The 25,891-nt window shown below is 35.8% G+C and carries 23 protein-coding genes; all 23 read right to left on the bottom strand.

Annotation, left to right across the window (positions count from 1 at the left end; translation table 11 throughout):
- Positions 1-57: 57 nt before the first annotated feature.
- The 23 genes from DW721_RS03930 to DW721_RS03820 all read right to left on the bottom strand — a co-directional run bounded on the left by DW721_RS03930 (position 58) and on the right by DW721_RS03820 (position 25,867).
- Entirely contained in the window at positions 58-813 is a 756-nt protein-coding gene (locus DW721_RS03930; protein ID WP_118744894.1) for a nucleotide-binding protein, read from the bottom strand.
- Between the two features lie 227 nt (positions 814-1,040).
- Positions 1,041-1,493, bottom strand: coding sequence for a DUF6339 family protein (locus DW721_RS03925; RefSeq protein WP_118744893.1), 453 nt, complete (start codon positions 1,491-1,493; stop codon positions 1,041-1,043).
- A gap of 64 nt (positions 1,494-1,557) precedes the next feature.
- The gene (locus tag DW721_RS03920; RefSeq protein WP_118744892.1) at positions 1,558-2,229 is read right to left on the bottom strand and encodes a hypothetical protein; all 672 of its coding nucleotides are present in this window, start codon (positions 2,227-2,229) and stop codon (positions 1,558-1,560) included.
- 3 nt (positions 2,230-2,232) lie between these two features.
- Positions 2,233-3,549, bottom strand: coding sequence for an AAA family ATPase (locus tag DW721_RS03915; protein WP_118744891.1), 1,317 nt, complete (start codon positions 3,547-3,549; stop codon positions 2,233-2,235).
- Between the two features lie 97 nt (positions 3,550-3,646).
- Positions 3,647-3,811 (bottom strand): ATP-binding protein, encoded by a 165-nt coding sequence (locus DW721_RS03910; RefSeq protein ID WP_118744890.1) that lies wholly within the window; start codon positions 3,809-3,811, stop codon positions 3,647-3,649.
- A 47-nt stretch (positions 3,812-3,858) separates the two neighbouring features.
- Positions 3,859-5,199, bottom strand: a complete 1,341-nt coding sequence (locus DW721_RS03905; RefSeq protein WP_118744889.1) for a hypothetical protein — start codon at positions 5,197-5,199, stop codon at positions 3,859-3,861.
- A gap of 49 nt (positions 5,200-5,248) precedes the next feature.
- Complete coding sequence (gene pglX, locus DW721_RS03900; protein WP_118744888.1) at positions 5,249-8,947, bottom strand: BREX-1 system adenine-specific DNA-methyltransferase PglX; 3,699 nt, start codon at positions 8,945-8,947, stop codon at positions 5,249-5,251.
- A gap of 31 nt (positions 8,948-8,978) precedes the next feature.
- Positions 8,979-9,473, bottom strand: coding sequence for a hypothetical protein (locus DW721_RS03895; protein ID WP_118744887.1), 495 nt, complete (start codon positions 9,471-9,473; stop codon positions 8,979-8,981).
- A 3-nt stretch (positions 9,474-9,476) separates the two neighbouring features.
- Positions 9,477-10,748: an ATP-binding protein gene (locus DW721_RS03890; protein WP_118744886.1), complete on the bottom strand. Its 1,272-nt coding sequence runs from the start codon at positions 10,746-10,748 to the stop codon at positions 9,477-9,479.
- Positions 10,749-10,763: 15 nt separating this feature from the next.
- Positions 10,764-14,375 (bottom strand): BREX system P-loop protein BrxC, encoded by a 3,612-nt coding sequence (gene brxC, locus DW721_RS03885; RefSeq protein ID WP_118744885.1) that lies wholly within the window; start codon positions 14,373-14,375, stop codon positions 10,764-10,766.
- A gap of 60 nt (positions 14,376-14,435) precedes the next feature.
- The gene (locus DW721_RS03880; RefSeq protein WP_022015066.1) at positions 14,436-15,023 is read right to left on the bottom strand and encodes a DUF1788 domain-containing protein; all 588 of its coding nucleotides are present in this window, start codon (positions 15,021-15,023) and stop codon (positions 14,436-14,438) included.
- On the bottom strand, positions 15,023-15,622 hold the full coding sequence (locus DW721_RS03875) for a DUF1819 family protein (protein ID WP_022015067.1): 600 nt from the start codon (positions 15,620-15,622) through the stop codon (positions 15,023-15,025). The genes DW721_RS03880 and DW721_RS03875 overlap by 1 nt, the downstream gene beginning before the upstream one ends.
- Positions 15,623-15,835: a helix-turn-helix transcriptional regulator gene (locus tag DW721_RS03870; RefSeq protein ID WP_118744884.1), complete on the bottom strand. Its 213-nt coding sequence runs from the start codon at positions 15,833-15,835 to the stop codon at positions 15,623-15,625.
- A gap of 397 nt (positions 15,836-16,232) precedes the next feature.
- Positions 16,233-17,393 (bottom strand): FAD-binding oxidoreductase, encoded by a 1,161-nt coding sequence (locus DW721_RS03865; RefSeq protein ID WP_022015069.1) that lies wholly within the window; start codon positions 17,391-17,393, stop codon positions 16,233-16,235.
- Positions 17,386-17,718, bottom strand: coding sequence for a (2Fe-2S)-binding protein (locus DW721_RS03860; protein WP_118744883.1), 333 nt, complete (start codon positions 17,716-17,718; stop codon positions 17,386-17,388). The genes DW721_RS03865 and DW721_RS03860 overlap by 8 nt, the downstream gene beginning before the upstream one ends.
- Positions 17,719-17,731: 13 nt before the next feature.
- Positions 17,732-19,306 carry an FAD-dependent oxidoreductase gene (locus DW721_RS03855; protein ID WP_118745109.1) on the bottom strand — a complete coding sequence of 525 codons (1,575 nt, stop codon included), beginning with the start codon at positions 19,304-19,306 and terminating at the stop codon, positions 17,732-17,734.
- A 201-nt stretch (positions 19,307-19,507) separates the two neighbouring features.
- Complete coding sequence (locus tag DW721_RS03850; protein WP_022015072.1) at positions 19,508-19,825, bottom strand: (2Fe-2S)-binding protein; 318 nt, start codon at positions 19,823-19,825, stop codon at positions 19,508-19,510.
- A 295-nt stretch (positions 19,826-20,120) separates the two neighbouring features.
- Positions 20,121-21,422, bottom strand: a complete 1,302-nt coding sequence (locus tag DW721_RS03845; RefSeq protein WP_118744882.1) for a PD-(D/E)XK nuclease family protein — start codon at positions 21,420-21,422, stop codon at positions 20,121-20,123.
- A 113-nt stretch (positions 21,423-21,535) separates the two neighbouring features.
- Positions 21,536-21,955 (bottom strand): GNAT family N-acetyltransferase, encoded by a 420-nt coding sequence (locus DW721_RS03840; RefSeq protein ID WP_118744881.1) that lies wholly within the window; start codon positions 21,953-21,955, stop codon positions 21,536-21,538.
- 17 nt (positions 21,956-21,972) lie between these two features.
- Entirely contained in the window at positions 21,973-22,419 is a 447-nt protein-coding gene (gene dtd / locus DW721_RS03835) for a D-aminoacyl-tRNA deacylase (RefSeq protein WP_118744880.1), read from the bottom strand.
- A 139-nt stretch (positions 22,420-22,558) separates the two neighbouring features.
- A complete protein-coding gene (locus DW721_RS03830; protein WP_182436196.1) occupies positions 22,559-23,749 on the bottom strand; it encodes a right-handed parallel beta-helix repeat-containing protein in 1,191 nt (396 codons plus the stop codon).
- A 396-nt stretch (positions 23,750-24,145) separates the two neighbouring features.
- Positions 24,146-24,331, bottom strand: a complete 186-nt coding sequence (gene rpmF, locus DW721_RS03825) for a 50S ribosomal protein L32 (protein WP_022015076.1) — start codon at positions 24,329-24,331, stop codon at positions 24,146-24,148.
- Positions 24,332-24,679: 348 nt separating this feature from the next.
- Positions 24,680-25,867 carry an acetate kinase gene (locus tag DW721_RS03820; RefSeq protein WP_118744878.1) on the bottom strand — a complete coding sequence of 396 codons (1,188 nt, stop codon included), beginning with the start codon at positions 25,865-25,867 and terminating at the stop codon, positions 24,680-24,682.
- Between the last annotated feature and the right edge of the window lie 24 nt (positions 25,868-25,891).

Raw genomic sequence — 25,891 nt, 5'->3', positions numbered from 1 at the left:
TGACTTAAAACAATAGCTTCATAGACCTGTACCCTTGCAAATAATTCTTCATATTATTTAACCAAGAAGTTTATTCATATCAATTTTCATTCCTGCTGCATTAAGTTCCTTTAACATTTCAAGTTCCCAATTATCTTTTGTTGTATATACCATTCCTGATAAATCACCTGGAATTTCTACATTTTCATCCGCAATCAAAATTACATTCTCTCTCCCTAAATATCCCATAAAATAGCCTGCTTCAAAAACAACATTCTGCCTAGCTCTATATTTTTGATTTTCTTTTTCTTCCTTAGCGGCTCCGATATCATCTTGTGTAAATAATGCGATTGCTATATGTACATCTGAATATGCTTCTATTTTTTCAATAATAGTTCTTCCTCGATTCACCTGTTCACTTAAGATTATCGCTTCAATATCTTGTTGCTCTAATCTTCTCGCGACCTTTTCTTTTAGCTCACCATCATGTCCATGAACAACAAACACCTTATTATTTAATAGACCGTTCTTTTCCACATTGGCATTTGAGTTTTCATCCTCAAAATCACCAATATATCTTTCAAACTCTTTCTTTGTAGTCTCCAAATCCTGTACATATGGTCCATGAAGATCAGTACCTGTCACACTTACTATTGGTGAAAATAATCGATTATTAAAATTTTTAAGTTGAATGCTCTTTTCACCATAAAGACTAGAAAGACATAATTGTACATCAGTTCTCCATGCTTTAAAATCGCTATCTTTAGAACTACTTTTATTTTTTAACTCATCAATTTCATTGTATAATTTTATTAATTTGTTTTGTAAATTCATAATATTTGTTCTCCTTTCACATTAAAGCTTCGCCAACAAATCAACTTTCAATGTTTTCTTACCTTACTGAGCGACTTCCACACCCTGGAATTTTGCATAATTTACCTTTACGCCATCATCATTATTCAGATGAATCTCAATTGTATATTTTATAAATCCATTTATTTACTCCCATCTCTAATTATGACACACTATCTACATAACTTATAATATCGTCAACTATATTTCTACTCTGTACAAATTACCCCTTTAATTGACATCATATATTTTATAATCTTTTGTTCTAATTCTTCTGATGTAAAATAAGCTAATATGTATGTCCCACCCAAAACATTTAGATACTTAGTTACTTCATAATATACATCTCTATGGTTTTTTCCTTTTATTTTATATCCGATATCTTCAAGATATTTTAACGCTGAAAACAGTCCTACAGTAATATCATGATTACTTATATAATTATTAGAAAATATAATCAACATTTTAGTAGCATAATCATCAATGAGATATTTTGTCAATTCAAATGGATCTTTCCTTTGTTCATCATATGTAAGTCTACCACACCACCATAATTTCGACAAACTGTTTGTTATCAAAAACCTTTTTTTATTTTGACCAAAGAAAAATCGCGTTCTTACTTTTGTTTCACCCTCTAGTCCATTTGTGCAGATGAGCTGCACAAATTATTTTTATTCAACCTATGTTAATAAGTGTTCGATAAGCCAAAATGTAATTGTCCAATCATTATTTCTTCAATTTGCTTTCAAGCCATGAAATAATTATTCCACAATATGGTGTCAAATTTCGTTCCTGTACCAGACTTTCATATGTACGCTCTAATTCATGTATAAATGCATCTTGAGATTTTCCTTTGCATTTTTTCATAATTCTGCATTTTTCTTCCATCAAAACTCTTTTACGAGTTTCGGGAAGAGAGACCGCTTCACAGTTTAAATTCAGAGTTTCTGTAATATCCTTGTTGATATCCGCATCATCTGAATAAATACTTCCATCTGCTTTATACTTTATCTTTCTGACCGACAATTCATCAAATGGATTTATCGTAAGTTCTGTGTTTCCTCTATGAGCATCGCAAGTTGTATCCTCTTGATTTACACCTTTAGTCAGGCTGTTACCATAGCATACACCAAGCATCCATTTATAATCTAAAGTTGCTTTCTTATCATGCTCCACTTCATCATGCGGATGTCTTGGTCTGCAATGCTCAATTCTTTCTACACCTGGGCTGTCAATTTTTCTCATACAATATGCACACAAATGCTTTTGTTCTTCCCACATCTGCTCTCTAATATCCTTAAGTACATATGACGGTGTATCCTCATACTCTGCATACGGATACTGCTTACGAAATTGTAATAGACTGTTTGGTTCTTTTCCTCTTCTCACAACTATCATATGCTATTCTCCCAGTATCTTTTCTAAATCAAGCGATGTTCTTGCTGCTGCAATATCAGGATCTGATGTTCCAACGATTGCCTCAATCTCTGTCAAAAGCTTATCTGCTTCTTCATAATTATTTTCATCCATATATGCATAGAATAAGTCCATACGCCGCTTGATGTCTGCTGGACGCTCAGATACCTTCATCACTTCTCTTAATATAGAATTTGCATCTCTTCCATAGGTTTGTGCTGCCGGCATATAGATTTTTCCATTGTCCAAAATGCGAATCTGTTCTTTTCTAACTGAATTAATTACTGCCGGTGCGTGTGAGCTGACAATAAATTGTAATTTTGGGAAAATAGTATTTAAATCGCTTATAATTGTCTGCTGCCACTGTGGATGCAAATGTAAGTCTATCTCATCAATCACGACAACTCCAGATGTCTCTTCTAACACTTTATCTCCAAGCATTGGATTCAATACAGCCATACGATATGCAATATCTCCAATCATGCTGAGTGTATTTTTATAACCATCACTCATTTCATCCATTGCAAATTTCTGTAAACTGCCATCTGAACTCTCAAAATTCAAAACCAATCTATGTGTATCAAGATCAAATACGATGCTGGCATTTTTTGAGCTGCTAATTCTCTCAAAACATTTGCAAATAGCTGCTTCAACTGTCCTCAACAATAAAGGCTTTTCCACCTTACCTGTCCGTTGCTGCTTTTGAAGACTTTTTAATGTCTGAATCTGAAACCAATTAAGCATCAGCTTTTCATTGGATTCCGCTACCATACAATCCACATAACCAACCTGACGTTTAAATTCAGTCAGTGATTTCATGTTTTTCTTCTCTTTCTTCTGTGCATATAAGCGACCTGTACCATAATAAGATATCAACGGAAGAATTAATGACTTGTCTCCTGTCATAATTCTCTTTTGTACATCCTTTGATATATTAGTTAATTCTTTTGCTTCTTTGACTGTTGTATTTCCACTTTCAGAATTAAGAGAACGCACCCATTTCATATCATGGTTGTCCAGACAGTCACCTGTACTTTCAATACTTACAGGAAACTGATGCTGCGGATCAACTGTACCATCAAGATCATGGAACTCATATCTGGCATCATCTTTTGAAATGCTTCTGCTAACTCCACCATCAATTCCAAGTAAAAATGTACTGACTGCAACTGCAACTGCATCTAATATTGCAGTCTTACCTGCTCCATTCTTCCCGACAATTAATGTTGTATGATTATCAAAGTCAATCTCTGCTTCTTTGAAACATCTATAATTTGTGATTCTTATTTTTTTTAATTTCATTTATTTTTCACCCTCTAATCAGTTTGTGCAGATGGTCTGTACAAATTATTTTATTCAATCAGTGATAAGTATCCAGTAGATGAATACTAAGTGACCACTACCAGATACTTATCGGATATTTATATCCAGTAGGTAGCCACCAATATCTAGCAAAAGAAGAATATGTTTCCCATATGTTCTCAGGAGCTCCACCCGTTTCCAGCTTACATTCTCGCTCATGATTTTCGCCAAGGTTCAATTCATTTAATATTTTCTGTTTCATTTATAATAAAATCCTCCTGCTTATGACTTGAATATTTCATAAATTACTCAAGACGCAATTCTATTGCTTTCAAATAAAAATTTCAGTTTATCGTCTTTTATTCCTATTCTAAGTAAGAAACAACAATATGCTAATGCCATCAAAGTATATGCTGTCTCAGCAACCACCGAATCTAATGTCCTATATCTTCCATGTGTAATATCATTCCTATATTTTACAAATGTCGCAATATCTTCTTCTGTACATGATAATTGAGCTTTTTCTTTGAGTATTTTCATATAATAATCTTGTCTTTTATAAAGCAAATGTATCTTTCTACTATTAGCCATCCCCCAATGAGATATACTGCTAAAAATCATATCATAAGTTTTGTCTTCTAATTTTTTATCTGACTTTTTATGCTGTTTAATTACCGTTTTCACATTTTTAATTAAATCTGTCAAATTATTATTTTCATCATCTTTAAGATCCGTTACAAAATCTAATTCACATTCAATAGATGAACATATACTTTTAATCTTATCATTAGACAATATGCTATAATCCTTATCGTTATCTGCATAAAAATCAAATAAATAGGTTGCCTTTCCCTCAGTATCGGCAGACATTACAGAGTGTAAATTAGCTATGCATTCATCAACATCATCAAATAAAATATTCTGTTGATATTTCTTTTCTGTAAACTTATCATACTGGTAATCTAGGAATCCATCAGCAAATTTAAACCACTTACCTGTTTTGTCATCAATCTGATAGAGACACACCTCATCGAATCCGACATTTTCTCTATTTGTCATAAACCTGCATATTTTCATTAAAACATTATAGGTAAGTCTTATGGTTTTTATAGGCATTTCCTTTGGAAATTCATATCTCGCAATCAAGTTCATGATTGATGGATTATTCTTTGATGGTATATTTTTCAAAATAAACTTGCATTCAATACCATTTATTCTTACAGAATACTCTTTCTTAAATTCAGGATAAGTTTTAATATAGTACTTCCTTTCTTTGTCATATTTTGTAACGATTTGGGGTTGCTGATACAAATTGTTAAGAGTTCCACCAATAAACTCTATTGCTTGCATTTTAGACATATCATAGCTACACAAATTAGCTGTACTCACAAGATAAATTCCTGGTCGTAATTTATAGTTTGACGATATTATCCTTTCATCATACCCAGTATATAAAGCAATCTGATAACCATCCGTTGAATACCCATGTAAAAAATAATCTGGCGATTTCATTACACTTTCTGAGAACTCAGCAAATATACCCACTCCCTTTGTTATAAAATTAAACACTTTATCCTGTGCATGAAAATATATTTTCTCTTCATCTTGAATTACAAATCCTGTAAAATTATCTGTGTTACGACTTATCATGTCTAATATGCACCACCTTTAATCTATATATCTTTTAAAACAATATTACCTATATCTTCGCCAACAAATCGACTTTCAATGTTTTCTTACCTTCCTGAGCGACTTCCACACCCTGGAATTTTGCATAATTTACCTTTACGCCATCATCCAGATCAATCTCTATCCTCTGATTAGCAACATGAGCAATTGCTTCATCATATATCTTCATCTCTGCAAACTGCTTTGTGTACTTTGTTACTGCTTTTGTAGCTTTTGATTTTTCTGATGCAGATTTAGCATTGTCAATCGTATATTGTGCACTCTGCATTGCATTTTCCACATACTTCTGTGCCTTATGAAGATAATCTGTTCTCACTCTGCCGACTGTGTCAGCATCATATCGGTGCATATAGATAAGTGCTTTAAATCCATTTTGCTTACCACTATCAAAAAGCCAGTAGATAGGTCGCTTACCGGAACCCGTAACAGAATAAGTATTACAATGATCCTTAAAAAAATTATTTAAAAAATAATTTCTGATTACTTCTCTGCTTGTATTTCCTTTGTTACCAAGTGCTTTTGCTATAAAATTGAGATTTTTCTCCAATGATTTCTCACCATATACAATCTTTATCCATTCACAAAATCTTGAAACAATATCATCCGAGAAATATTCTTCATCTGTGATTGGAATAATATTATCTTCATCCGGCATAAAGCAAGTATTCTGATAAAATTTAAGAGTTTCCGTTTTTCCATCAGCACGCCATGCGGCATTTTCGTACTTGTTATAATCCCATTCCCCTCCGGCATACATCAAACCATCTTCATAAATTGAATAGCGTCCAAACATACAGCCAACAGCATAAGAAATCAGGCTCTTAATATCTCGCTGTAAGTCTGCTTTGCGGACTGTAACATCTTTATCTTCTACCTCTGGTGTAAGTTCATCTTGTAAACCGTAAATATCAATAAAAATGCGATTTAACTCCTCCTCATTGACCTTGAGATGATTGAAACGCTCGTTGCACTCATCTTCCCAGCATGAGTAACATTCTGCTAAATCAATGCCTGATGTATCATCAAATAATGCTCTATTCTGAGAGATCACAGATATTAACGGATGTTGTTTATAATTCCATGAGGTTTCAAATGAATCCCAATCATTCTTTGATATTTGTATGCATTTTTTAGTGTATGATAATACCTTTTCTTCCTCTTTGATAATCATAGGAATTTTTGCTATATTGCCCACTTCAAAATTCAATGTTGGACTTAAAACCTGAATCATTTCTCCAGCTATTTTGCTATTCATTAATGCCATTGAATAAAATAATACATTTTTATTCATCGTATGCAAAAAAGGGCTTGCATCGCCTGGAATAATACCACTTGGTTGATATCGTACTGAAATATTTCCTGATGATATTTTATTCCAACTAACAATCTCTTGAAAATACTTATCTTCAGATGGAATAATTGCTTTTCCAGTTGCCTTAATATCTTCTCCCTCATGCCACCAATTAACTATATTAACTATATTTCCATACCATTTTCTAAATGATCCACCACTATTAAATAAAAACCACCTTTTTGATGATTCTTTGCATTTATCATTCAATGATAAATCCATATTATCTATAGATACTTCATACCAATTTCTTACAAATCTCGGTGAATTTCCAGTCTGTAACCCCCTTCTTGTCTCAGCATATTCTGCTAATGATTTGTACTTAAATTTTCCTATTAATTTATCGCTAACCCAATATGCAACAGGTCTTCCTGGTATCTTTAAGAAATCACTCTGAACAGAATAAAAGCAATTTGTTTTTTTTAGAAAACGCTCTTTTTTTCTGTACTCAGACTTTTCCTCTATCAGCCTTTGATATACCCCTTTGTATGCATTCACATGCTTTTTCAAAAAAACAAAACTCGTGGTCTGTACAACCTCTCCCCCAATTTCCTCAAAAGCCCTAGCTCCTAAATGTGCCATATTTATAATCGTTTTTTGTTGCAGCTTAACACGCAGCTTTTCATAACTTGACAAAAACATCCACGAATGCTGTGTTATCATCGCCTGATACCCGTTCTTCTTAAGCATCTCCCCGCAACGCTCAATAAACACAGCAAATAAATCAGCCTTACTATCAGGATAATTTTTCTTAACAAAATTATTTACTTTTGCACTAAGATTACTCGTACCAGCATATGGCGGATTAGTAACAACTACCTCATACTTCCACGCCATAACCCTGCCAATTCTAATCAATCGCTTCAGCTTCTCTGCAGTCTCTTCTAATCCATATGTATCAAAAGAAATCTGACCTTCAATATTGCTACTCTCTACAAATCTATCTAACAGCTCCCAATCATAGCTTTCCACATTAAGCAAAGAACCATATTCCTTTGCATCATTTAATGTATTAAGAAGTCCGTCCATTTGCAATAATGCGGTCTGTTTCTCTTCCTCTGTCAGTCTTTCACCAAAATATTTAAGCTGACTGCGATTGATGCCATTGCTCTCCTGCACGGCATATACATTAGGCTCTATTCCTCTCGTCAGAATTCGCCTGTCATACTGTCTTGCTTTCATCAGCACTGCAAAATAGCTTAACTGCGCTGCTCTGTCATCTATATCAAGTCCATAAATATTATTTTTGATAATGCTCTGTGCTGCATCTCTCTGAGACCATCCCACATTTTCATATATCTGCATAAATACATCAAACGCATACACCAAAATATGTCCGGAACCCATACAAGGATCAATGAGCTTTATATCTTCAGGTTTTAATGTCGCATATTCTGCCTTTATCTTATCAAGTTCCTGTTGTACAGCCTCTTCCTGCTCTGCCTCATCCAGATAATATTTCCATTTGTTCTTCAGTTCATCATCCGGATGTCCTTCTACCCACATTCTACCAAGGCTGTTTTCTACCATATATCTTACAATCCAGTCTGGAGTAAAAAGCTGGGTAACTGCCGGAACTTCCTCTTTTGTGATTTTTCCTTTTTTTGCAAATGCCTTATTTTTAGGCTCTGTATTATAATATTGATATAACCAGCCGATGATTTCCACCTGTCCTGCTGCCTTGCCATCTTCACCAACAGTAGTGATATTAAATTCTTTTTCATCTATACCATCTACAAGCATACGAATTACATCATCTTCATTTGTAAATGAGATGTTAAGAAGCATTTCTGTATAGTCTTCTGTCTCTTCAAAAAGTCCCGGTAGTACCTCATGAAGCAGATTACACTGCTTGATAAACAGCATTCTGAATAAATCATCAAGCCTGTTATTCATCTTGGCATCAATGATTTCTTCTCTCTCTTTATCCGTGAAATCCCAGTCAATATCCGGAGCCATTGTCACCACATCTGGCTCATTCTTTACTAAGCCACTTACAGTGGATTTTTTTTCAGAAGAAAGCACACGAACTCTTACAGGATACATATAGTCATTAACTTCCATAAATCGGATAGCACAGATACGATTAAACCATGTATATGCTACTTCTTCCACTACTACCTCAAAACCTTTTGCATTAATCTGGTCTACCAGTTTTCTTCTCTGCTCGCACTGTTTTTTGTTAAGTGTTACTTCTGTTCCTGCTGCCGTCTTATATACTTCAAAATCAATACCTTTTGTGATTGCTTCACTGCAATTATCCGGTGTGATTCCAAGCATACCTGCTTTATCCGTAACAGATGCTATCAGTTTATTTCTTGCATCTATTGCAAATTTCTTAATTGCATTTTTGTTCATGTGCTATATCCTCCAAACTAATCGTTTATGTTTACAATTTTCTTCGTCTCCTGTATGTAGTTTCTGATACATTTTCCTCTATATATCCCTGCAGATGTCTATCTGTACTCCATATCATTATTCTGCCAATTCCCGGAGTATTAGACTTATATTGCTCATATGCATGAATAATAGACATATCTCCCACACCTACCTGTTGCATCGCATTCTCCACTATATTGTCTGCCAGATATAAGAGACCTTCTTTGTCTAATTCTATACCATATAACTGCCATGGAGCCTTTCCCTCTGCTGTTTTCCTCAAAAACTCTCCAAACTTAGATGCTATAGTTCGTCTACTGTTTCCATTATTTATATGTGCAATATGGTTTCCTGTTTCTATAATTGTTGCTATTGGAAGAATCAGAACCTCTTTATTATCTAATACCTGCCTGAATTCTTCTTTTATCATCTGTGAATCGGCGCATCTTCCCGGAACTTCCAACAAATTCATCATAACAGATGTATCTATAAATCTAATATTCATCTACTATACCCCCAGCCATGAATAGTCTTTTTTTTCATTTGTTCTCTTTAGAGATTTCAACAAACTATCATCAATCATTGCATTTCCCAATCCACCTGATGCAAGCATAGCTGGAAAATCTTCAATATCAACAAATGATTTTATTTTACTTGTTCCCCTCTCCTTATCCCGATACACAACTGAAACTCCTAAAAGTTCAGCTTTTTTATATGAATTTAAAAGAGTAGCATTGTGAGTAGTAATAATAATATCGATTTTTCTTTCTTTTCCTATCGCAATTAATTGTTCGATTAATTTATATACACAGGCCGGGTGAATACCATTATCTATCTCTTCAATCATTATCAAACTGCCTGGTTCTCCTATTAATGCTACAGTTAATACCGCAATACAACGCAATGTACCATCCGATAACTGCCGAGCATCTACTAACTCTGTAGAATTAAGATTTCTTTCTCTCAATGCGAAAATCACATCGCCTATCTTGGTTTCGATAAATTCTATATCCTCTACATCATTTTCTGGAAGTTCTCTTACGAATTCTAATAATCTATCCTTTTTTAATGCGTCTTTGCACATTTCATTTAATGCTGCTGAAAGATTATCGCAATTCTGTCTCAGTTCAACATCTGATGTACGAACATAATCACGAATAACTGAAGGAACTGGGTCTAACATACTAATATTCTTTAAATGACTTATAACTCTATCCATATAAGATATTATTGTTTTTTCCTCCTTTGTATTTCTTCCCATCTTAATTACCATCTGTGGTAAAATTGCCGAAGAACGTGTACAAATTGTATCTGGATCATTTCCTCTCATTCCGTTATTATATTGTACTTTTATTTCAACACGACCAGTTTCCGCTTTTTTTGTCTTAAATATTTTATTAGTTTTTGGACCAAATGTATCACTCTTTACAATATATAATCCTTCTTCTTCAATTCCTATACGATCTCCAACTCCAATTTTTATTTCATATAGTAAATCATTAGTTTCATCTAAATCTATTAAGCACCCTAGCTTAAAGGCATTGGTTTTGAATCTTGCACATCCCCGGCTGCCACCACGAACTACAGCTCCTGTGCTCTTTGTTCCATCCAATATTGTATTTAACTCAATTCCTGTTGCTGCCTTTGCTAATATTGCAATTCCCTCTATAGCATTACTTTTTCCAGAAGAATTTGTTCCTATCAGAGTTGTCAGTGCTTCAAGATTTAATTCAGCCTTCTCAAAGCTTTTGAAATTATCAAATGTAAAACACTTAATCATTATACAATCCTCCTTCTAGCTCAATGTAATTATTGTGTCTTCTTCCAGCTCCTGCATCAGTTTCTGCTTCATCTGAGCAAGGAATTTATCAATATCCTGCTCTGTCTCAATCGAATATGTTCTTGCCCCAGCCACATTGCTGATGGAAATATTTTTGCGTCTTTTCGTCTTTACTTTAATTGGTGTCTCAACATCATTAACCGGCTCTTTACCGGAAACTACCGGTGTAACAGGCGGTTCTGATACCGGTTGATGCACTCTCTCATATTCATCTATCTCATCCAGGCACTTTATTTTAAGAGCATCGCTTTCCAGCCTGATATTCTTAATCGCAGCTATATCACCGGATGTTGTAAGTTTCTCCCGTATTTCATCAAATCTTTGATTGATACGGTGACGGAGCACTTCTGCAAAAGGTTTACTATCCAATACTTCTTTTACTTTAAGAAAGTCATCGTGTACTAACGGTTCCATTATTGCAGCTTCTTTTTCAAGCAATCCCATGTGAAGGTCTTCAAACTTCATGTTCAACTCCGGCAATCTCTGAATCTTACCAAATGGCTTACCGGTCTTTACAACATCCTCTATCTCTTCAACTACTTTTAACAGCTCCCGGTCACTTACATAAGTCTTACTGTTTTCAAAATAAGCAAGGTTCTTTACTGATTCTTCAAAAATCTTTCTCTGTTCGCCCTTAAAGAAATCAAATACAGGTGCCGTATCTTCTGCGTCGTCAAGCAAGTCATCCCTCTTTTTATCTACAGTCTTAAAAAACTCTGCTGCCTCATTTATATTAAGGATTTTTGCAAGTCTGTTTCTTGCATCTTCCATCAGTCTCTTGCAAGGATATTTTGGATTAATTCGGTACTCTACAAGAATGTCATCATATACTTCCACTTTATCTTCTGCTCTATCCTTAAAAATGCTCATGATTTTATCATCATCATCGCTTGTTACCGTGAATCCGAAGTAATCCTTCATAACTTCTTTGACAGAACGAATCTGTCCGTCAGTCGCTCTCTCTCTAATATCAATTAAAAGTTTTTCTACATATTCACGCTTTGTAATGTATCTGACTAATTCATCAGGATTTGTTGAAAGCAATGAAAGATTCCGGCTGTTAAGTGTAAGAGAAACCCTTCCCAGCTTGAACAGCATTGCAACAAGCCACTGCACATCTTTTGTATCAAATCCATAAGGTGCTGCACCAAATTTATCCTGTAATGATTTGAGAGAAGTCTTCATATGTCTGGCATTATTTAATCCAATTACCTGCACTACCTCCTCTAATGCAAGTTTATTCGGTGTTGTATCACTCGTGCCAAGAAAACTCATCTGACCATCGCTACGCTTAAAGATAGCACTAATATCTGACAGTTCAGGTGCTGTCTCCATATAAGTGAGCTTATTGTATTTCATAGCTACAAGCTTACCAAGTGCCTCGTTGATCCTTGCCGCAGGCTCCTTAGCCGAAATGACTGCCTTATCGCCATTTACATAAATGTCCGCATTCTTTAATGCATCCTCAATAAAGATTCTGATTCTATCCTTTTTTTCAATACGCTCATCCTCTTTTGCCCTACGGATGCTGTCAAAGCTGCCTCTGGCACCGGAAGCATTTTTATTAAGAAATTTATATATTTTTATTGATTCTGTAATTTCATCAAGAAATGTACCGTCATTTGGCAATTTCACAATTATACTGCTTTCCTGTGCCGAGAGCAGACGAAGTGCAGAATCTGCATAATCCCCACCATAAGGTGTTATAATTGTCACTCCGATATCGTTAGACTGATTACTTTTGAAAAATCGATCATCCACCTTCTGATTAAATGCAAACATATATCTATTACTATATCTATATTTTTTTTCCGTATAGATTTCCTCAAATATAACTGTTGAAGCTTCTCCTATGATTTCTCCCATCTCTACAGACTCATTATTGATGGCATTGTTGATTTCCTGCTCTTCATTTGTCAGGAAAATGTATATCTCACCATTCTTCTGTACAAGCGTCTCTTTAATCAGTTTCTTTAATGACTCCTCAATCTTAGAACGAACTTCAATTCTGTCATCATCAATATTTGAAATCATAAGTGTAGTGAGATTATCTGCATTTGCCTTGATTTCCTTGACATACTTAATCATAAAAAGAACTTTCAACAGCTCTACATCAAACTCATCCAGTTTACTGTTATCCTCTGCATCTGAGATTACCTGGCTATGCTGGTGATCAATAAACTTATGTAATGGATTATAGAAATAGCTGAATGGGACTAATACTCCATCCTCTTTATCCATTACTCTAATTGCCGACTCCTGAAACAATGCAAGCATAGAGCGTGACTGGTCAGACAGATGTTTTCCACTTGCACCATGTGTTCTGACGGCAGTAAGCACCTGTCCTAAAAGACTGAACTGATACGGAATAAAAGGATAGCAATCTGCAAAATCAGCTTTATCTGCATACAGCTTTTTATCTGCCGTATCCACTGTAAATGTAATAAGATTCTTGATAATTGACTCTTTCTGCTCATAGAGGAGTCTGAGAGCCTGTGCTGCTGTATCATTCTTTGCAAGTACACGCTTACGAATAACCTCATCCACATTTGATGCCGATAATGAAAGTCTTGTATCAAATCGTCCCTGAATCTTAGAAAAATCATTTCCTTTTGTCTTGGTGATAGAGTCAATGTCCTCCTGACTTGTTACGATAACCCATGCTTTTCCACGGCAGGCAGTTCCCAGGTCTTCTACAATTGTCTGGAGATTAAGCATCAGTTGTGTATCATCCGCAATATACTGACCAATCTCATCTACTAAAAAAATCACATGATGATTCGGTCCTTTCTTTGCACAATATTGCTGCACCAAAGACACAAACTTTTCAATACTAAGGTCATAATTGCCTTTTGCATTTTTGCACCAGTTTCGTGCTGCCTCCTCACTCATAAAATCCATTTCAACAAGTGTCTTTACAACTTTGTCCTGAATCACGGCAAATGCCTGTCTCTTCTTCTCCCATGGTGCTCCGGCAATCTGTTCAAACTTTTCTTTAAACTCCTCAAATCTGCCTTCACCATCCAACTGGCGTTCAAAGTCTGCAAGATAAGGAACAGAACCACAATATCCCTGCATCTCATTGAACACCTTCATAAATACTTCAACAATAGCCTCTTTCCCGGAACCAATTTTTGCAGAACCCTTTGAATCAATATTAAAAAGCACAACATCTGAATCTGTTTCTCCGGCTTTTGTCATCTCTGCGATAAGCATAGTATCTTCGATTTTGGGTCTGATGCCTGCATCAGACTCACATCCGGTAAAATACTCAATGGCTCTTTTGCCTTCTACTGTGCTGTTTTTTAACAAATAGGACAAAATCTTTAAAAAATGTGATTTACCACTTCCAAAGAATCCGGAAATCCATACCCCCATCTTATCTGTATATCCGTCTATACCCTTTTCATAATTTTCAAAAAAAACACGAAAATGCTTTAACAACTCTTTCGTAACAACATACTCATCCAATTCCTGATAAATATTTTCTTCGTCCGACTGACCTACTTTAATAACGCCTTTTATGTCACGGTCAATCTGCTTTTCAAACATATTTTTAATCTGCATTGTTAATTCTCCTATTTTTTACGAAAAACTGTTTCCTTTCAGAAAATACTGCTGCCACCTCTACACCAAAGGTAATGCTCTATAATAATTATGTGAATCCATCGTTCCAAATAGCTTCAGATCCTGTCCACTATATTCACCCGGATAAAACATTACCACCGGAACACTATCCAGTACCTGATGCAGGTTATTAAGGATATTGTGACTGGCAATGATTGGATGACATTTGCCAACTCCCGTAAGAAATACCACACTGTCTGTTAAATCTTCCCTCAATATTCCGGATATGATTAGATTCAGCTCATTGGTCTCATCTAGTCCCAATGTTTCTACTAAACTGTCTGCCATCTCAAAAAATCCATTCTCTCTTTCCAAATCAAAGAATGCTTCCAGATAACCTTCCTCCTCTAGCACTTCTATCATCAGGTGAAACAGATCGAGTTCTATAATCTGAAAGCCCAAGCTGCTCTCATTGATTCTTTTCTTTAGATACTGTATATGATTTCTTACATGAAGTTCTTCTCTCGGATCATAATCAAATATATAATATCCGACTTCATTTCCCAATCCTTTATTGTGGAGAAAGCTCTGATCCGATATTTTCTTCTCTATCTGATTCAACCTTTCATCCAATGATAACTTTACCATCAACGCACTCCCTTCACTACATTCAGATATGCTTCTAATCCATTCCTTTTCAATAATTCTTCCGTTCGATAATCAATGTGTATCCGTCTCATAATCCTAGGCTTTGCACTGCTTTCAAGCAAGCCTGCCTCATACATCATACGACAAAAACACTGTTTAAGTTTTTTTACTGCTGTATCTGTCCATCCGGCAACCACTTCACTCTGCATTGCCTTATTTGCAAAAAATACATTCAAATCACGGTCTGTAATTTCTGTCTCCCCAATTCTAAGCTTTTCATCATACATTTCATGTATAAATTCAAAAAACAAACGACTGTCCATCAATATAGAAATCAAATTTAAAACTTTCGCTGTCTCAATATCGCAGGACAAAAATACTTTTAATAAATCCATTGAAAACAGAGAAACCCGGCGGTATGTGCCATTCAACACCTCGTAAGCCCGATACTCGGCTCTTACCCGGTATATATTCTCCTCCCATGCAATCGCTCTAATCTCAGACTTGCTAAAACCATCCGCAATATATGATGCAGTCTTTCTTGCCTCCTGCAGCCAAAACAATTTGGATGTTAATCCCGCACTGTATTCCATAATCATTCACGCCTCCTCCTCTTTCACATAGTGAATAATATCTCCGAAATCACAGTCCAGCTCCCGACAAATTTTCTCAAGTACCCGTAAAGAAACTGCCTCGTTCTTTGTCATTTTTGCGATTGTACTGCTGCTAATCTCTAATCTTTCTATCAAATCAACCTTCTTCAGGTTTTTGTCAATCAACAGTTTCCATAATCCGTTATATGAAATCGACATCTGCTCTACCTCACAATATTAAATATCATCATATCATCAATTAGATTTTATCCAACCTACCTGTATAAATCAAATTACAACATGATAAGTATAATACCATAAAGCAGTGTACAAATCAATGAAAACCGGAAATAATCGTTCGAGTTCTCAAAGTTTTTCTTTATTTTATCATATAACATTTACACCCTTTTTTATATCATTCTCTTTGCCCATATTCTATCATTAATTTTATGAATATAATAATCCTTATAAAACAAAATCAGTCAAAATAAAGTCCACACAACCACTTATTATGTAAGACTTTCTTAATAGTGTTAAATGATTTTAAAAATAAAAAGTAACCCACAAGTCCCTAACTCGTAAGTTACTTTTTACAATAATCATATTTTTATCAAAATTATCTCACCGGCTTAAACCTGTTATAATTAAGTGCACTTATATCAACCACTGTTTTCTCGCCGACTACCATCTGTGCAAGCATTAGTCCGACTGCCGGTGCAGTTCCAAATCCATGTCCCGTAAATCCGCACGCAAGTATCAGTCCCGGTGCTTCTTCTACCGGACTTAAAAAAGGTACTCCGTCAAATGCTTCGTCAAGCCATCCGCACCAGCTTCTTACTATTTTTGCGTCCCTGAGTGCAGGTATATAACTCTGAATCGCCCTGCAGCTTGCCGATAATGTCATTGAATTTGTGATAAGTTTTGACGGGTCTGCCGTGTTTGTTGACGGGTCTACCATCTCGTCTACTACCTCCCATCCGGAGTCTGAACCAAATACAAATGAACCATGATGTGTCTGATGTCCGTAAAAATCCGCCGTAGCACAGCCAAACATTACATCTATCATATGCGGCTGCATTTCTGTCACAAGACATTCATCTATAAGTCTTGTCATTGGTATATCTATGCCTATGGTTCTTGCTATCTCCCTGCTTTCATAACCTGCCACAAGAATTACTGTTTCGCCCTCAAATACAGTGCCGTCATTTAAGATTACTTTTCTTACTTTTCCCTTGACTTTCTGCAATGCTTTTACCGGTGCATCAGTATAAAATCTTACTCCCATCTCAAGTGCTCTCTTATAATATCCGAGTGTTGTTGTGAGAGGATTTGCATGACCGTCCGTAGGACACCAGCTTGCTCCTATAACTTCATCTGAAAGATAAGGACATATCTCTTTGACTTCTTTTTCATCTATCATTCTCACATCAAGACCTACTGATTTTGCACTGTCTGCAAGTGTCCGGAGCTTTTTAAGATGTTCTTCTGTCTTACCCATTCGCAAATTTCCTTTCTGGGTATATTCAGTATCTACACCAAGCTCCTCCGACAATGTAGGCCACATATTTTTAATACCATACATTGCATATGGCAGTTCTCTTACATCACGGCCTGACTGACGGACACCGCCGCCGTTTCTTGATGAACCTCCATGTCCTATACTGTTTGTCGCCTCAAGTACAACTACATCCTTAACACCTTTTTTTGCAAGATAATAAGCAGCTGCACATCCGTTTACTCCACCACCTATGATAACTACCTCTGCTGTTTTATTCATGGCTTGCACCTCCATCCTCTGCTAATATACACATCTCAATCGGTCTCATTGGTGCTCTTGAACTTGCAGGTACAACCTCTGACGGAGCTACTTTAAGTTCAGATGCAATAATTGATTTTACCATTTTCCCACAGGTCTGCCCCTGACAAAGTCCCATTCCCGATCTCAAATATCTTCTCATTTCTTCCAATGTAAATATTCCCTCATGGACAGCTTTTCTTATCTGTCCCTTAGTCACTTCTTCACAACGGCATACCAGAAGGTTGTCGTCAGCACCCTCAACAAATGGTCCTATTTCTTTTAATTTTGCCTGAATGTCTGTCATAGTTAAACCCTCCTTATGCTTCTTTCTTATAAAATCTTGCTTTCATTACCATATCGTTAGGAACTTTTATTGTAAGCAGATTCGTGTGGTCAAATACAGGTGCACATCTCACTTTTGTGACTTCCGCCTTACATACTTCTTTTCCGTCCCTGCCAAGTGCAATACCCTTATCGCCAACCTCAGGAACAGGTAAAAATTCATATGGCATTGTGACTTCTCCAAATCCCGGTTCAACATCTTCCTCAACTAAGAAAATTGACTGACCTGAACATGATGCCACGCACATTCCGCAACCGATACATTTTTTCTCCTCATCAATGGCCGGAAGTGATGTAATATTTTTTCCTATACGGATGCAGCCCATCTTACAGGCATCCTGACACGGATTACAAGGAATATTCTGCGTACACTCGATGACCGGATGGATTCCTTTCTGGTGTGTGACTCCCGGAAATCTTTCTATCTCATCATCAGCCACAAAACCTTTATTTAAAAGATTCATAGAAACATCAATTCCCTCATCTGTCTTTTCGACAAGTTTACCTCTGTTCTTTGGAGCAAACATACCCTGTCTTAATGTTTCAAGCTGATTTTCAAGTTCCTCTATTCTGGCATCTCTTTCTTCTTCCGTCATATATCCGAGATAGCACGCAATAGAAGCTCCTGACATTCTTCCCTCTATCATTGCTGAACTTGCTTCCTCAATGCCTGAAACATCACCTGCCGCATATATTCCCGGAACACTTGTTGCACCGTACCTGTCAATCTCAGGGACATGACCGCCTTTAGTATCATTCATCTTTACTTCAGCCTGCTTTAAAAGCTGTGACATCGGCGACAAACCGACAGCAAGGCAGACCGTGTCAACATCAAAATGTTTTTCAGTGCCGGGTATTATCTTCCAGTCAGCTCCTACCTGACCTATAACTACTCCCGTGACGGCATCTTCACCCTCAACTCTTACAATAGTATGTGAAAGATAGAACGGCACGCCACATCTTGCAATTTTAGCTGCATGAACTCCGTATCCTCCGACTCTCGGAGCTGCATCTGCAAGTGCTACGACCTCGCATCCCGCCTGCAAAAGCTGATAACTTACAACAAGACCGACATTTCCCGAACCGAGCATCAAAATCCTGTTTCCCGGTTTAATGTGATGAAGGTTCATCATTGTCTGTGCAGCTCCCGCACCAATAACCCCCGGCTTAGTCCATCCTTCAAAATTGACCATATTTTCACTTGCTCCGGTTGCGACTAAAACTGCATCTCCTTTATAATGCCTGACGCTCCCGCCAACTTTTACCGTAACTTCCTTTTCAGGATAAAGACCTACGACTGTTGCATCTAAGATAACCTCAACACCGTATTTCTCAGCTTCACTAAGAAGCTCCTCACCAATCTTAAATCCTCTCACTTTAGCTTTGTGTTCCTTTGAACCGAAAAATTTATGTATCTGTTTAAAAAGCTGTCCGCCCGGCTTTGCATTTTCATCAAACACAATAGGTTTTAAACCTTTCTTTGCCGCCTCTATCGCTGCCGATAAACCAGCCGGACCTGCACCGATAACTATCATGTCATATCGTTCTATCTTCATAACTCTACCTCTTTTCTTGCGATCTCTTATCCAATACCAAACTCAAAAGCTCAATTTTATCTGTGCCAAAACACCACTTACTTTTCTTCAAAAATAACTATCAACTGTTATTTAAATATTCTTGCCGTTTATTCTATCTTTATCCATATCTTTTATATCTGTCAACAGCTTTATTCCTGATAATATCCAGATAATTTATGCATCGGGTTTTGCCGAAACACCATACTGTGTCTGCACGACCATTCCTGCTTCAAGAGGTGTAATGCAAGTCCTGATATTTGGTTTACCGTCAACTATCATTACACAATCCGTGCACCTGCCTATTGCACAAAAAATTCCTCTTGGCTCATGTTTTTTCGCCGTATATCTGTGAGCCATAACACCCGCTGCCTTTAACGCTGCAGCAATCGGTTCACCCTCATATCCCTCAAGAAGTTTTCCGTCATAACTAAAAGTGACTTTCTTACGCTTAGGTGTCTCCCCTAAGATTGGATGATTTTCTATTCTTTCCATATATATCAGACCTCCTTAATCTCATTAATACACTTTTCTGCCCCTGAAAAAAATCCAGAAATAAAAATCCTGTGTCAAAACTTTTTCTTATACAAAGAACACATATATGCCATTTATATAAGAAAAACAAAAGACGCCTGTTATCTCTAACAGACGCCTTTGTCTTAATCATTTGTTGATTAGACTTTATCATTAAAATATTCAGTTGTATTGTAAAAAACGATATAAAGTCAGGCAGATATTCGTAATGAACTCTATTGCCTGCTCATAACACTATTATAATACATTATATAAGCTATTTATAATTTTTATCTTTTATGCAAATCCGGTTAAGTATTCTCTCAATGACAACCATACAGTCTTTAACAAATTTTTTCCTGTTTTCTCTATCTGCCAATGCTACCGCAGCTTCATTCATTGCCTTAAAATTTGGCACTTCGTTTCCTGCAAGTTTTGTATTGTCATATGCCGTTGGAAGATACCAATATTGAACCCACCAGTCCTTATGCCTATTTTCTGTGAAATTAATATACTTATGTAATGTTTCTATTATCTCCTGTGATAATTTATTCTGCTCACTTATGCAAAGTTCCTGTCCGTTAATCGTATCAAACAAGCATATCCCTGCAAATAAATTGTTGTCAATTTCTATTCTGAACCATAATTCAATGCCTTTTGGTAATAAAATATCAGAAAAAACATAATTTATCCCCGGATATGTAGAGTCATTTTGAGCATAATACTGTTCCACCGCCTGAGTTTTATAATCAAACCAATCAAATCTCAATTCATCTTTTAAACTGTATTTGTCCTTAATTGAAAAAAAGCTGGTTTCAAATTCCTCAAATAGGCTATACATCAGCTTAGCCTTAGCTTTGTCAGCCGCCTGTTCTATAGCAAGCATACTTCTAAAATTCTGCTTGTTTTCACATAATCTATTTGCAATCTCCACTTTCAATTCCTCATCCAAAGACACTGTAAATTCCTTTATTGCATCTTTATACTGTTGTGCCGTTTCACGAATAATAACTTCTTCTTCACTCTCAATTATCATATCCATAAAGTTTATAATATCCTTTGTAAAAGAAATACATTGTATATTTTCCTGCAAAATAATATTCCTGCCATCGACTGAAGAAATGCTGCATCTACTCGGCATATCACCCCACTTTGTCAGATATATCACCTTTGCCGCACTATCCCTTTGAGCCGCATACATATAGTAATCGTAACACTGTGCTTTCTGGTCTGCGGCATAAATTTTTACTTCTATCGGAATAAACACATCGACAGACTCAATAACAATATCAATTCTTCTGTCCCCGGCTATCGGATATTCCTTAAAAACATATGCAGACTCACATATTTTTTCATAATCATCCCGGTGAAGTATTTTCTCCAGAAAAATCTTTAGATATTTATCACCTTTTCCATGCTCTCCTCTTGGATTTAAAAAATCAGCCAATACACGACACATCAAAATTTCACGGTTAGTAATTTCTAAGACTTTAAAAATATTATAATTTTTGTTTTCCCGTTTTCTTTTATCATATTCAGAAAGTATCGCATAAATATCATTGAGAGTTGTCTGCGTCAAATAAACCACCTCATCTTTAGCTATTTGAAGCGGATATTCACAATCCGCTTGATTGTTCCCGTACACTCTACTTTATTTGTGTACGGAAACATTAAAAATCTTATAGCCATCCTCTAGCCTAACTGCTTTTTCATCCATATATGAGGGCAACCCTCATCATAGCCGATTTCTCCAAATTCAGTATATCCTGACTTTGCATAAAAATCTTTTGCCCTGCACTGAGAATGAAGCATAAGAACATTTCCGCCTTTATCAGATGCACATTTTTCAGCTTCGGCAAGCATCATACTTCCTATATTTTTCCCACGGTAATCTTTCATAACAGCTAATCTGCCTAAAATAAATTCGCCTGATTTTTCACCGGCAAAAATCCTACAGGCTGCCGCAGGCTTTTTTTCATCATATAAAACAATATGCGTTGCAATATTATCTGTTTCGTCTAATTCATTCACAAATCCCTGCTCGTCAACAAAAACTGTCTGCCTTACAAACTTAGCTGACTCAGGGAGATAATCATACACTTTAAAATCCATTTTTTCTCCTATTTACTCTACAGTTCATCGCTATCCAACAGCACGGTGAAAGGACCATCATTTAAAAGTTCAACTTTCATATCTGCACCAAATTCTCCCTGCTCTACTATTTCAATCTCCTCTTTGCATTTTGATATTATATATTCATACAATTCTTTCGCCATATCAGGTGCTCCCGCTTTGACAAATGATGGTCTGTTTCCTCTCTTGCAGTCAGCATACAATGTAAACTGCGATATAAGCAGCAGGCTGCCATCCACATCCTTTAAACCAAGGTTTGTCTTACCGTGCTCATCCTCAAAGATACGCAGATTTATCATTTTATGTATCATCTTATCTGCAATTTCTTTCGTGTCACTCTCTCCCACACCTATAAGCACCATAAAACCTTTTCCTATCTGACCTCTTATCTCATTATCAATCGTCACTTTTGAATTTGATACTCTTTGAATTATAAAACGCATTTTCCCTCATTTCCGCATATGCTAACATATGCTGTTTTTTATTAAAAGGGCAAAACAGCGTTTTGCCCTCCAAGAATTGCTTCGCAATTCTCGTTGGTGTCACACTATTTTACAGCATTTTCATATACAATAAAAATAATCATTTAAAAACAATATTTTTTATTTTATTCCTGCTTATCCCGTCATCATATTTAATATTTTCAGGGCACTTTGAATTATTTTTAAACCTGTTATCCTTAAACAGGATACCGTCACATTTTGCCAGTATTATTTCATCTTTTTTATTACCTTTTGAAAAATCATTATTTATAACTTTGCAATCATAAACCGTACCAGTAGTTTTATCATTACTCCACCCTCCAATACGAAGCCCACAATACAAATTATTATACATGATATTCTCACTGATTTTTATGCCTCTTACATAATTTTCTTTTGTATAATAACTTTTCCACTCTTCAGAGCCTACTTCTATTCCATAGTGATTTTTAAATGTCTTATTTCCTTTTACCAAAATATCTTTAGCACCATCTATATAAATTCCGGCATTTTCTGCAAATGAACTTTTGCAATTATAAACCGTATTGTCAATACACTTACAATTTCTTGGCTGGTCCATTGTTAAATCATTACAATATCCTGCATTTCCGTAAAAATCTATTCCAATATTCGTATTATTGTAAACCTTATTGTTTTGAACATATATATTTGTACAATTACCTGCCACGGATATATTTTCAGACCATCCGTTTATATTATCATGCACTTTATTTCCCAAAATATAAACATGATGAATACTGTTTTTCTTCTCTCCAAGTAATAGTACAGCATTTGCTTCACCACCTGGCTTTTCAATACTTCCAGGTCTTGTAGTAATTATATTTCTGAACTCACATTTTTCTATCACAATACTGCTTTCACTGTTTTTCATCAATATACCGCATACATTTTCAGCTTTAATATTTCCAATATGAAGTTTTTGTATTTTGATATAACTCTGTCCTCCCATATCAAATACTGCCGCACTTATATTATCTTTATTTGATATGTTCACTTTTTCATTTTTATATGCAGCTATTGTAATATATCCTCTTTTTTTATTCCCTGATTTGCGAAATATAAACGGTCCTTTATAATTTCCCTCTCTTATATAAATTACTGTTCCCGCATCAGCTTTATCTATGGCTTTTTGCAGAGAAGCTAACGGATATTTTTTGCTGCCTGTCGATTTTTTATTTCTTTTCTGAGATACATAAATGATTTTTTTGTTATTCCCTTGTTTTGCATTGATGAATTTTCCAAAAATAATGCTAAATATGCATAATAACATTATAAAACTCAATAAAAATATTATTTTTTTATTAACATTTTTCATTCTTAAATATTTTTCTCCAATCCGATATATTTTGTTTGCTTACAAATTAATATATGTTGACCTGCCCTGCCACTTTGTCAACAAGACCAGGTGTGACTGCAGGATTGCAAAAATTACATTGCAATATATCAATCTATGACATCAAATCAAGATAAAATACTTTTCAACTCAAACATTTTGAAAGTCTGCATATGTAAATCAAAAAAACAGAGATGACATAGCTCTAAATATATGTACATCTCTGTTAAATCCAGTGTCTGATGTCAGCATATACTTCAATAAAATAATTATTTACTTTATGCCAAACCAGACATTTTTCTAAATCAAAATCATTTTAAATTCTCAAATTGATTATTCAGCTGCTTCTGCAAGTATCTCTTTCTTATTGTAAGAACCGCAAGACTTACATACTCTATGAGACATCATTAAAGCTCCACATTTGCTGCATTTTACCAAATTTGGTGCTGACATCTTCCAATTTGCTCTTCTTTTATCTCTTCTTGATTTTGAAGATTTATTCTTTGGACAAATAGACATTACATTCCACCTCCTAGCCTTTTCCTTTACAACACTCCTCCGATTATACCTAACTTTCGGAGATTTGTCAATATATTTTCAAACTTTTTTTATTGTATTAGTAACAGTTCAGCCATAAAAAGATAATTGGCAATACAATGAGCTTGTTCATCGTATTGTTAAGTACCTTTTTATGGTAGAATAGCCTTTCATTTCTGAAATGAAATAAACAAAAGCTGCAAAGCAGCGACTGACAGCTCGCTGGCAGGTTTATGAATGTAAGAAATGAAAGGCTGAACTGTTACTGTATAGGAAAATGCTCGTAAAGCAGTGTAACACCAGGAGCAAAACGCTGGTTTTGCTTTTTTATTATTTCACGAGTCTTGCTGTCTCTCTTGCAATAGCAAGTTCTTCGTTTGTAGGAACTATCCATACAGGTACTTTGCTGTCTTTTGTTGAAAGAAGTATTTCTTCTCCGCGTGTCTGGTTTGCTTTCTCATCAATCTTTACACCAAGTGCACTGATTCCCTCCATGATCATCTCACGAACTTCTTTGTTGTTTTCTCCTGCTCCTGCCGTAAGTGCTATAGCATCTAATCCGCCAAGTGCCATATAGTAAGCACCAATATACTTTACAATGCGGTAAACAAGTACATCAAGGGCATTTGCTGCATCTTTATTTCCGCTTTCTCTTGCGTCTACAAGATCTCTGAAGTCATTTGATACACCTGAAAGACCAAGCACACCTGACTTTTTATTCAAGATAGTTGTCATCTCACTTACTGAAATGTTTTCTTTCTGACATATGAACTCTATGATAGCAGGGTCAATATCTCCTGAACGCGTTCCCATTACAAGACCCTCAAGCGGTGTCATTCCCATGCTTGTATCGATTGATTTGCCGTCTTTGATAGCTGAGATACTTGCTCCGCTTCCGATATGGCAGACAATCATCTTTGAATTGTTATAATCAAGTCCTGCAAGTTCTGCAAGTCTCTTTGATACAAAACTGTGGCTTGTTCCGTGGAAACCATAACGGCGAACTCCGTATTTCTCATAATACTCTTTTGGAAGACCATATAAATATGCTTTTGCCGGCATTGTCTGATGAAATGCTGTATCAAATACTGCAACATGCTTCACACCCGGCATTGCTTCCTGACATGCACGCACACCTAATATATTTGCAGGATTATGAAGTGGTGCAAGATCATTACAGCTCTCAATATCCTTGATAACATCTTCAGTTATGACAACTGATGACGAAAATTTCTCGCCACCATGTACCATACGATGTCCCACTGCATGAATCTCATCAAGTGAATTTATAACACCTCTCTCTTTATCTACAAGAAGTTCAAGCACCTTCTTAATCGCAATACCATGCTCCGGAAGATCTGTCTCCGTAACAAACTTATCTCCATGAGCCTTATATGTAATCTTTCCGTCAAGACCGATTCTCTCACAATTTCCTGATGCACTTACCTGCTCTGTCTCTGAATCGATAAGCTGAAATTTAAGTGATGAACTTCCGCAATTTACTACTAAAATATTCATTTTCTGTTTCCTCCGTATAATAAT

Origin of the sequence: Clostridium sp. AM27-31LB (genome assembly GCF_003480745.1) — a bacterium.
GTDB lineage: Bacteria > Bacillota > Clostridia > Lachnospirales > Lachnospiraceae > Butyribacter > Butyribacter intestini.
This window is presented reverse-complemented; position numbering and strand designations above follow the sequence as displayed.

Bases quoted from the DNA above. Each gene is read 5' to 3' on its own strand.
- DW721_RS03905 (WP_118744889.1), bottom strand. From the start codon at position 5,199: ATGATAAGTCGTAACACAGATAATTTTACAGGATTTGTAATTCAAGAT.
- DW721_RS03890 (WP_118744886.1), bottom strand. From the start codon at position 10,748: ATGATTAAGTGTTTTACATTTGATAATTTCAAAAGCTTTGAGAAGGCT.
- DW721_RS03895 (WP_118744887.1), bottom strand. From the start codon at position 9,473: ATGAATATTAGATTTATAGATACATCTGTTATGATGAATTTGTTGGAA.
- DW721_RS03920 (WP_118744892.1), bottom strand. From the start codon at position 2,229: ATGATAGTTGTGAGAAGAGGAAAAGAACCAAACAGTCTATTACAATTT.
- dtd (WP_118744880.1), bottom strand. From the start codon at position 22,419: ATGCGTTTTATAATTCAAAGAGTATCAAATTCAAAAGTGACGATTGAT.
- DW721_RS03860 (WP_118744883.1), bottom strand. From the start codon at position 17,718: ATGACAGACATTCAGGCAAAATTAAAAGAAATAGGACCATTTGTTGAG.
- brxC (WP_118744885.1), bottom strand. From the start codon at position 14,375: ATGCAGATTAAAAATATGTTTGAAAAGCAGATTGACCGTGACATAAAA.
- rpmF (WP_022015076.1), bottom strand. From the start codon at position 24,331: ATGTCTATTTGTCCAAAGAATAAATCTTCAAAATCAAGAAGAGATAAA.
- DW721_RS03820 (WP_118744878.1), bottom strand. From the start codon at position 25,867: ATGAATATTTTAGTAGTAAATTGCGGAAGTTCATCACTTAAATTTCAG.
- DW721_RS03840 (WP_118744881.1), bottom strand. From the start codon at position 21,955: ATGGATTTTAAAGTGTATGATTATCTCCCTGAGTCAGCTAAGTTTGTA.
- DW721_RS03915 (WP_118744891.1), bottom strand. From the start codon at position 3,549: ATGAAATTAAAAAAAATAAGAATCACAAATTATAGATGTTTCAAAGAA.
- DW721_RS03880 (WP_022015066.1), bottom strand. From the start codon at position 15,023: ATGGTAAAGTTATCATTGGATGAAAGGTTGAATCAGATAGAGAAGAAA.
- DW721_RS03875 (WP_022015067.1), bottom strand. From the start codon at position 15,622: ATGATTATGGAATACAGTGCGGGATTAACATCCAAATTGTTTTGGCTG.
- DW721_RS03850 (WP_022015072.1), bottom strand. From the start codon at position 19,825: ATGGAAAGAATAGAAAATCATCCAATCTTAGGGGAGACACCTAAGCGT.
- pglX (WP_118744888.1), bottom strand. From the start codon at position 8,947: ATGAACAAAAATGCAATTAAGAAATTTGCAATAGATGCAAGAAATAAA.
- DW721_RS03830 (WP_182436196.1), bottom strand. From the start codon at position 23,749: ATGTTATTATGCATATTTAGCATTATTTTTGGAAAATTCATCAATGCA.
- DW721_RS03870 (WP_118744884.1), bottom strand. From the start codon at position 15,835: ATGTCGATTTCATATAACGGATTATGGAAACTGTTGATTGACAAAAAC.
- DW721_RS03930 (WP_118744894.1), bottom strand. From the start codon at position 813: ATGAATTTACAAAACAAATTAATAAAATTATACAATGAAATTGATGAG.
- DW721_RS03910 (WP_118744890.1), bottom strand. From the start codon at position 3,811: ATGAAACAGAAAATATTAAATGAATTGAACCTTGGCGAAAATCATGAG.
- DW721_RS03865 (WP_022015069.1), bottom strand. From the start codon at position 17,393: ATGAATAAAACAGCAGAGGTAGTTATCATAGGTGGTGGAGTAAACGGA.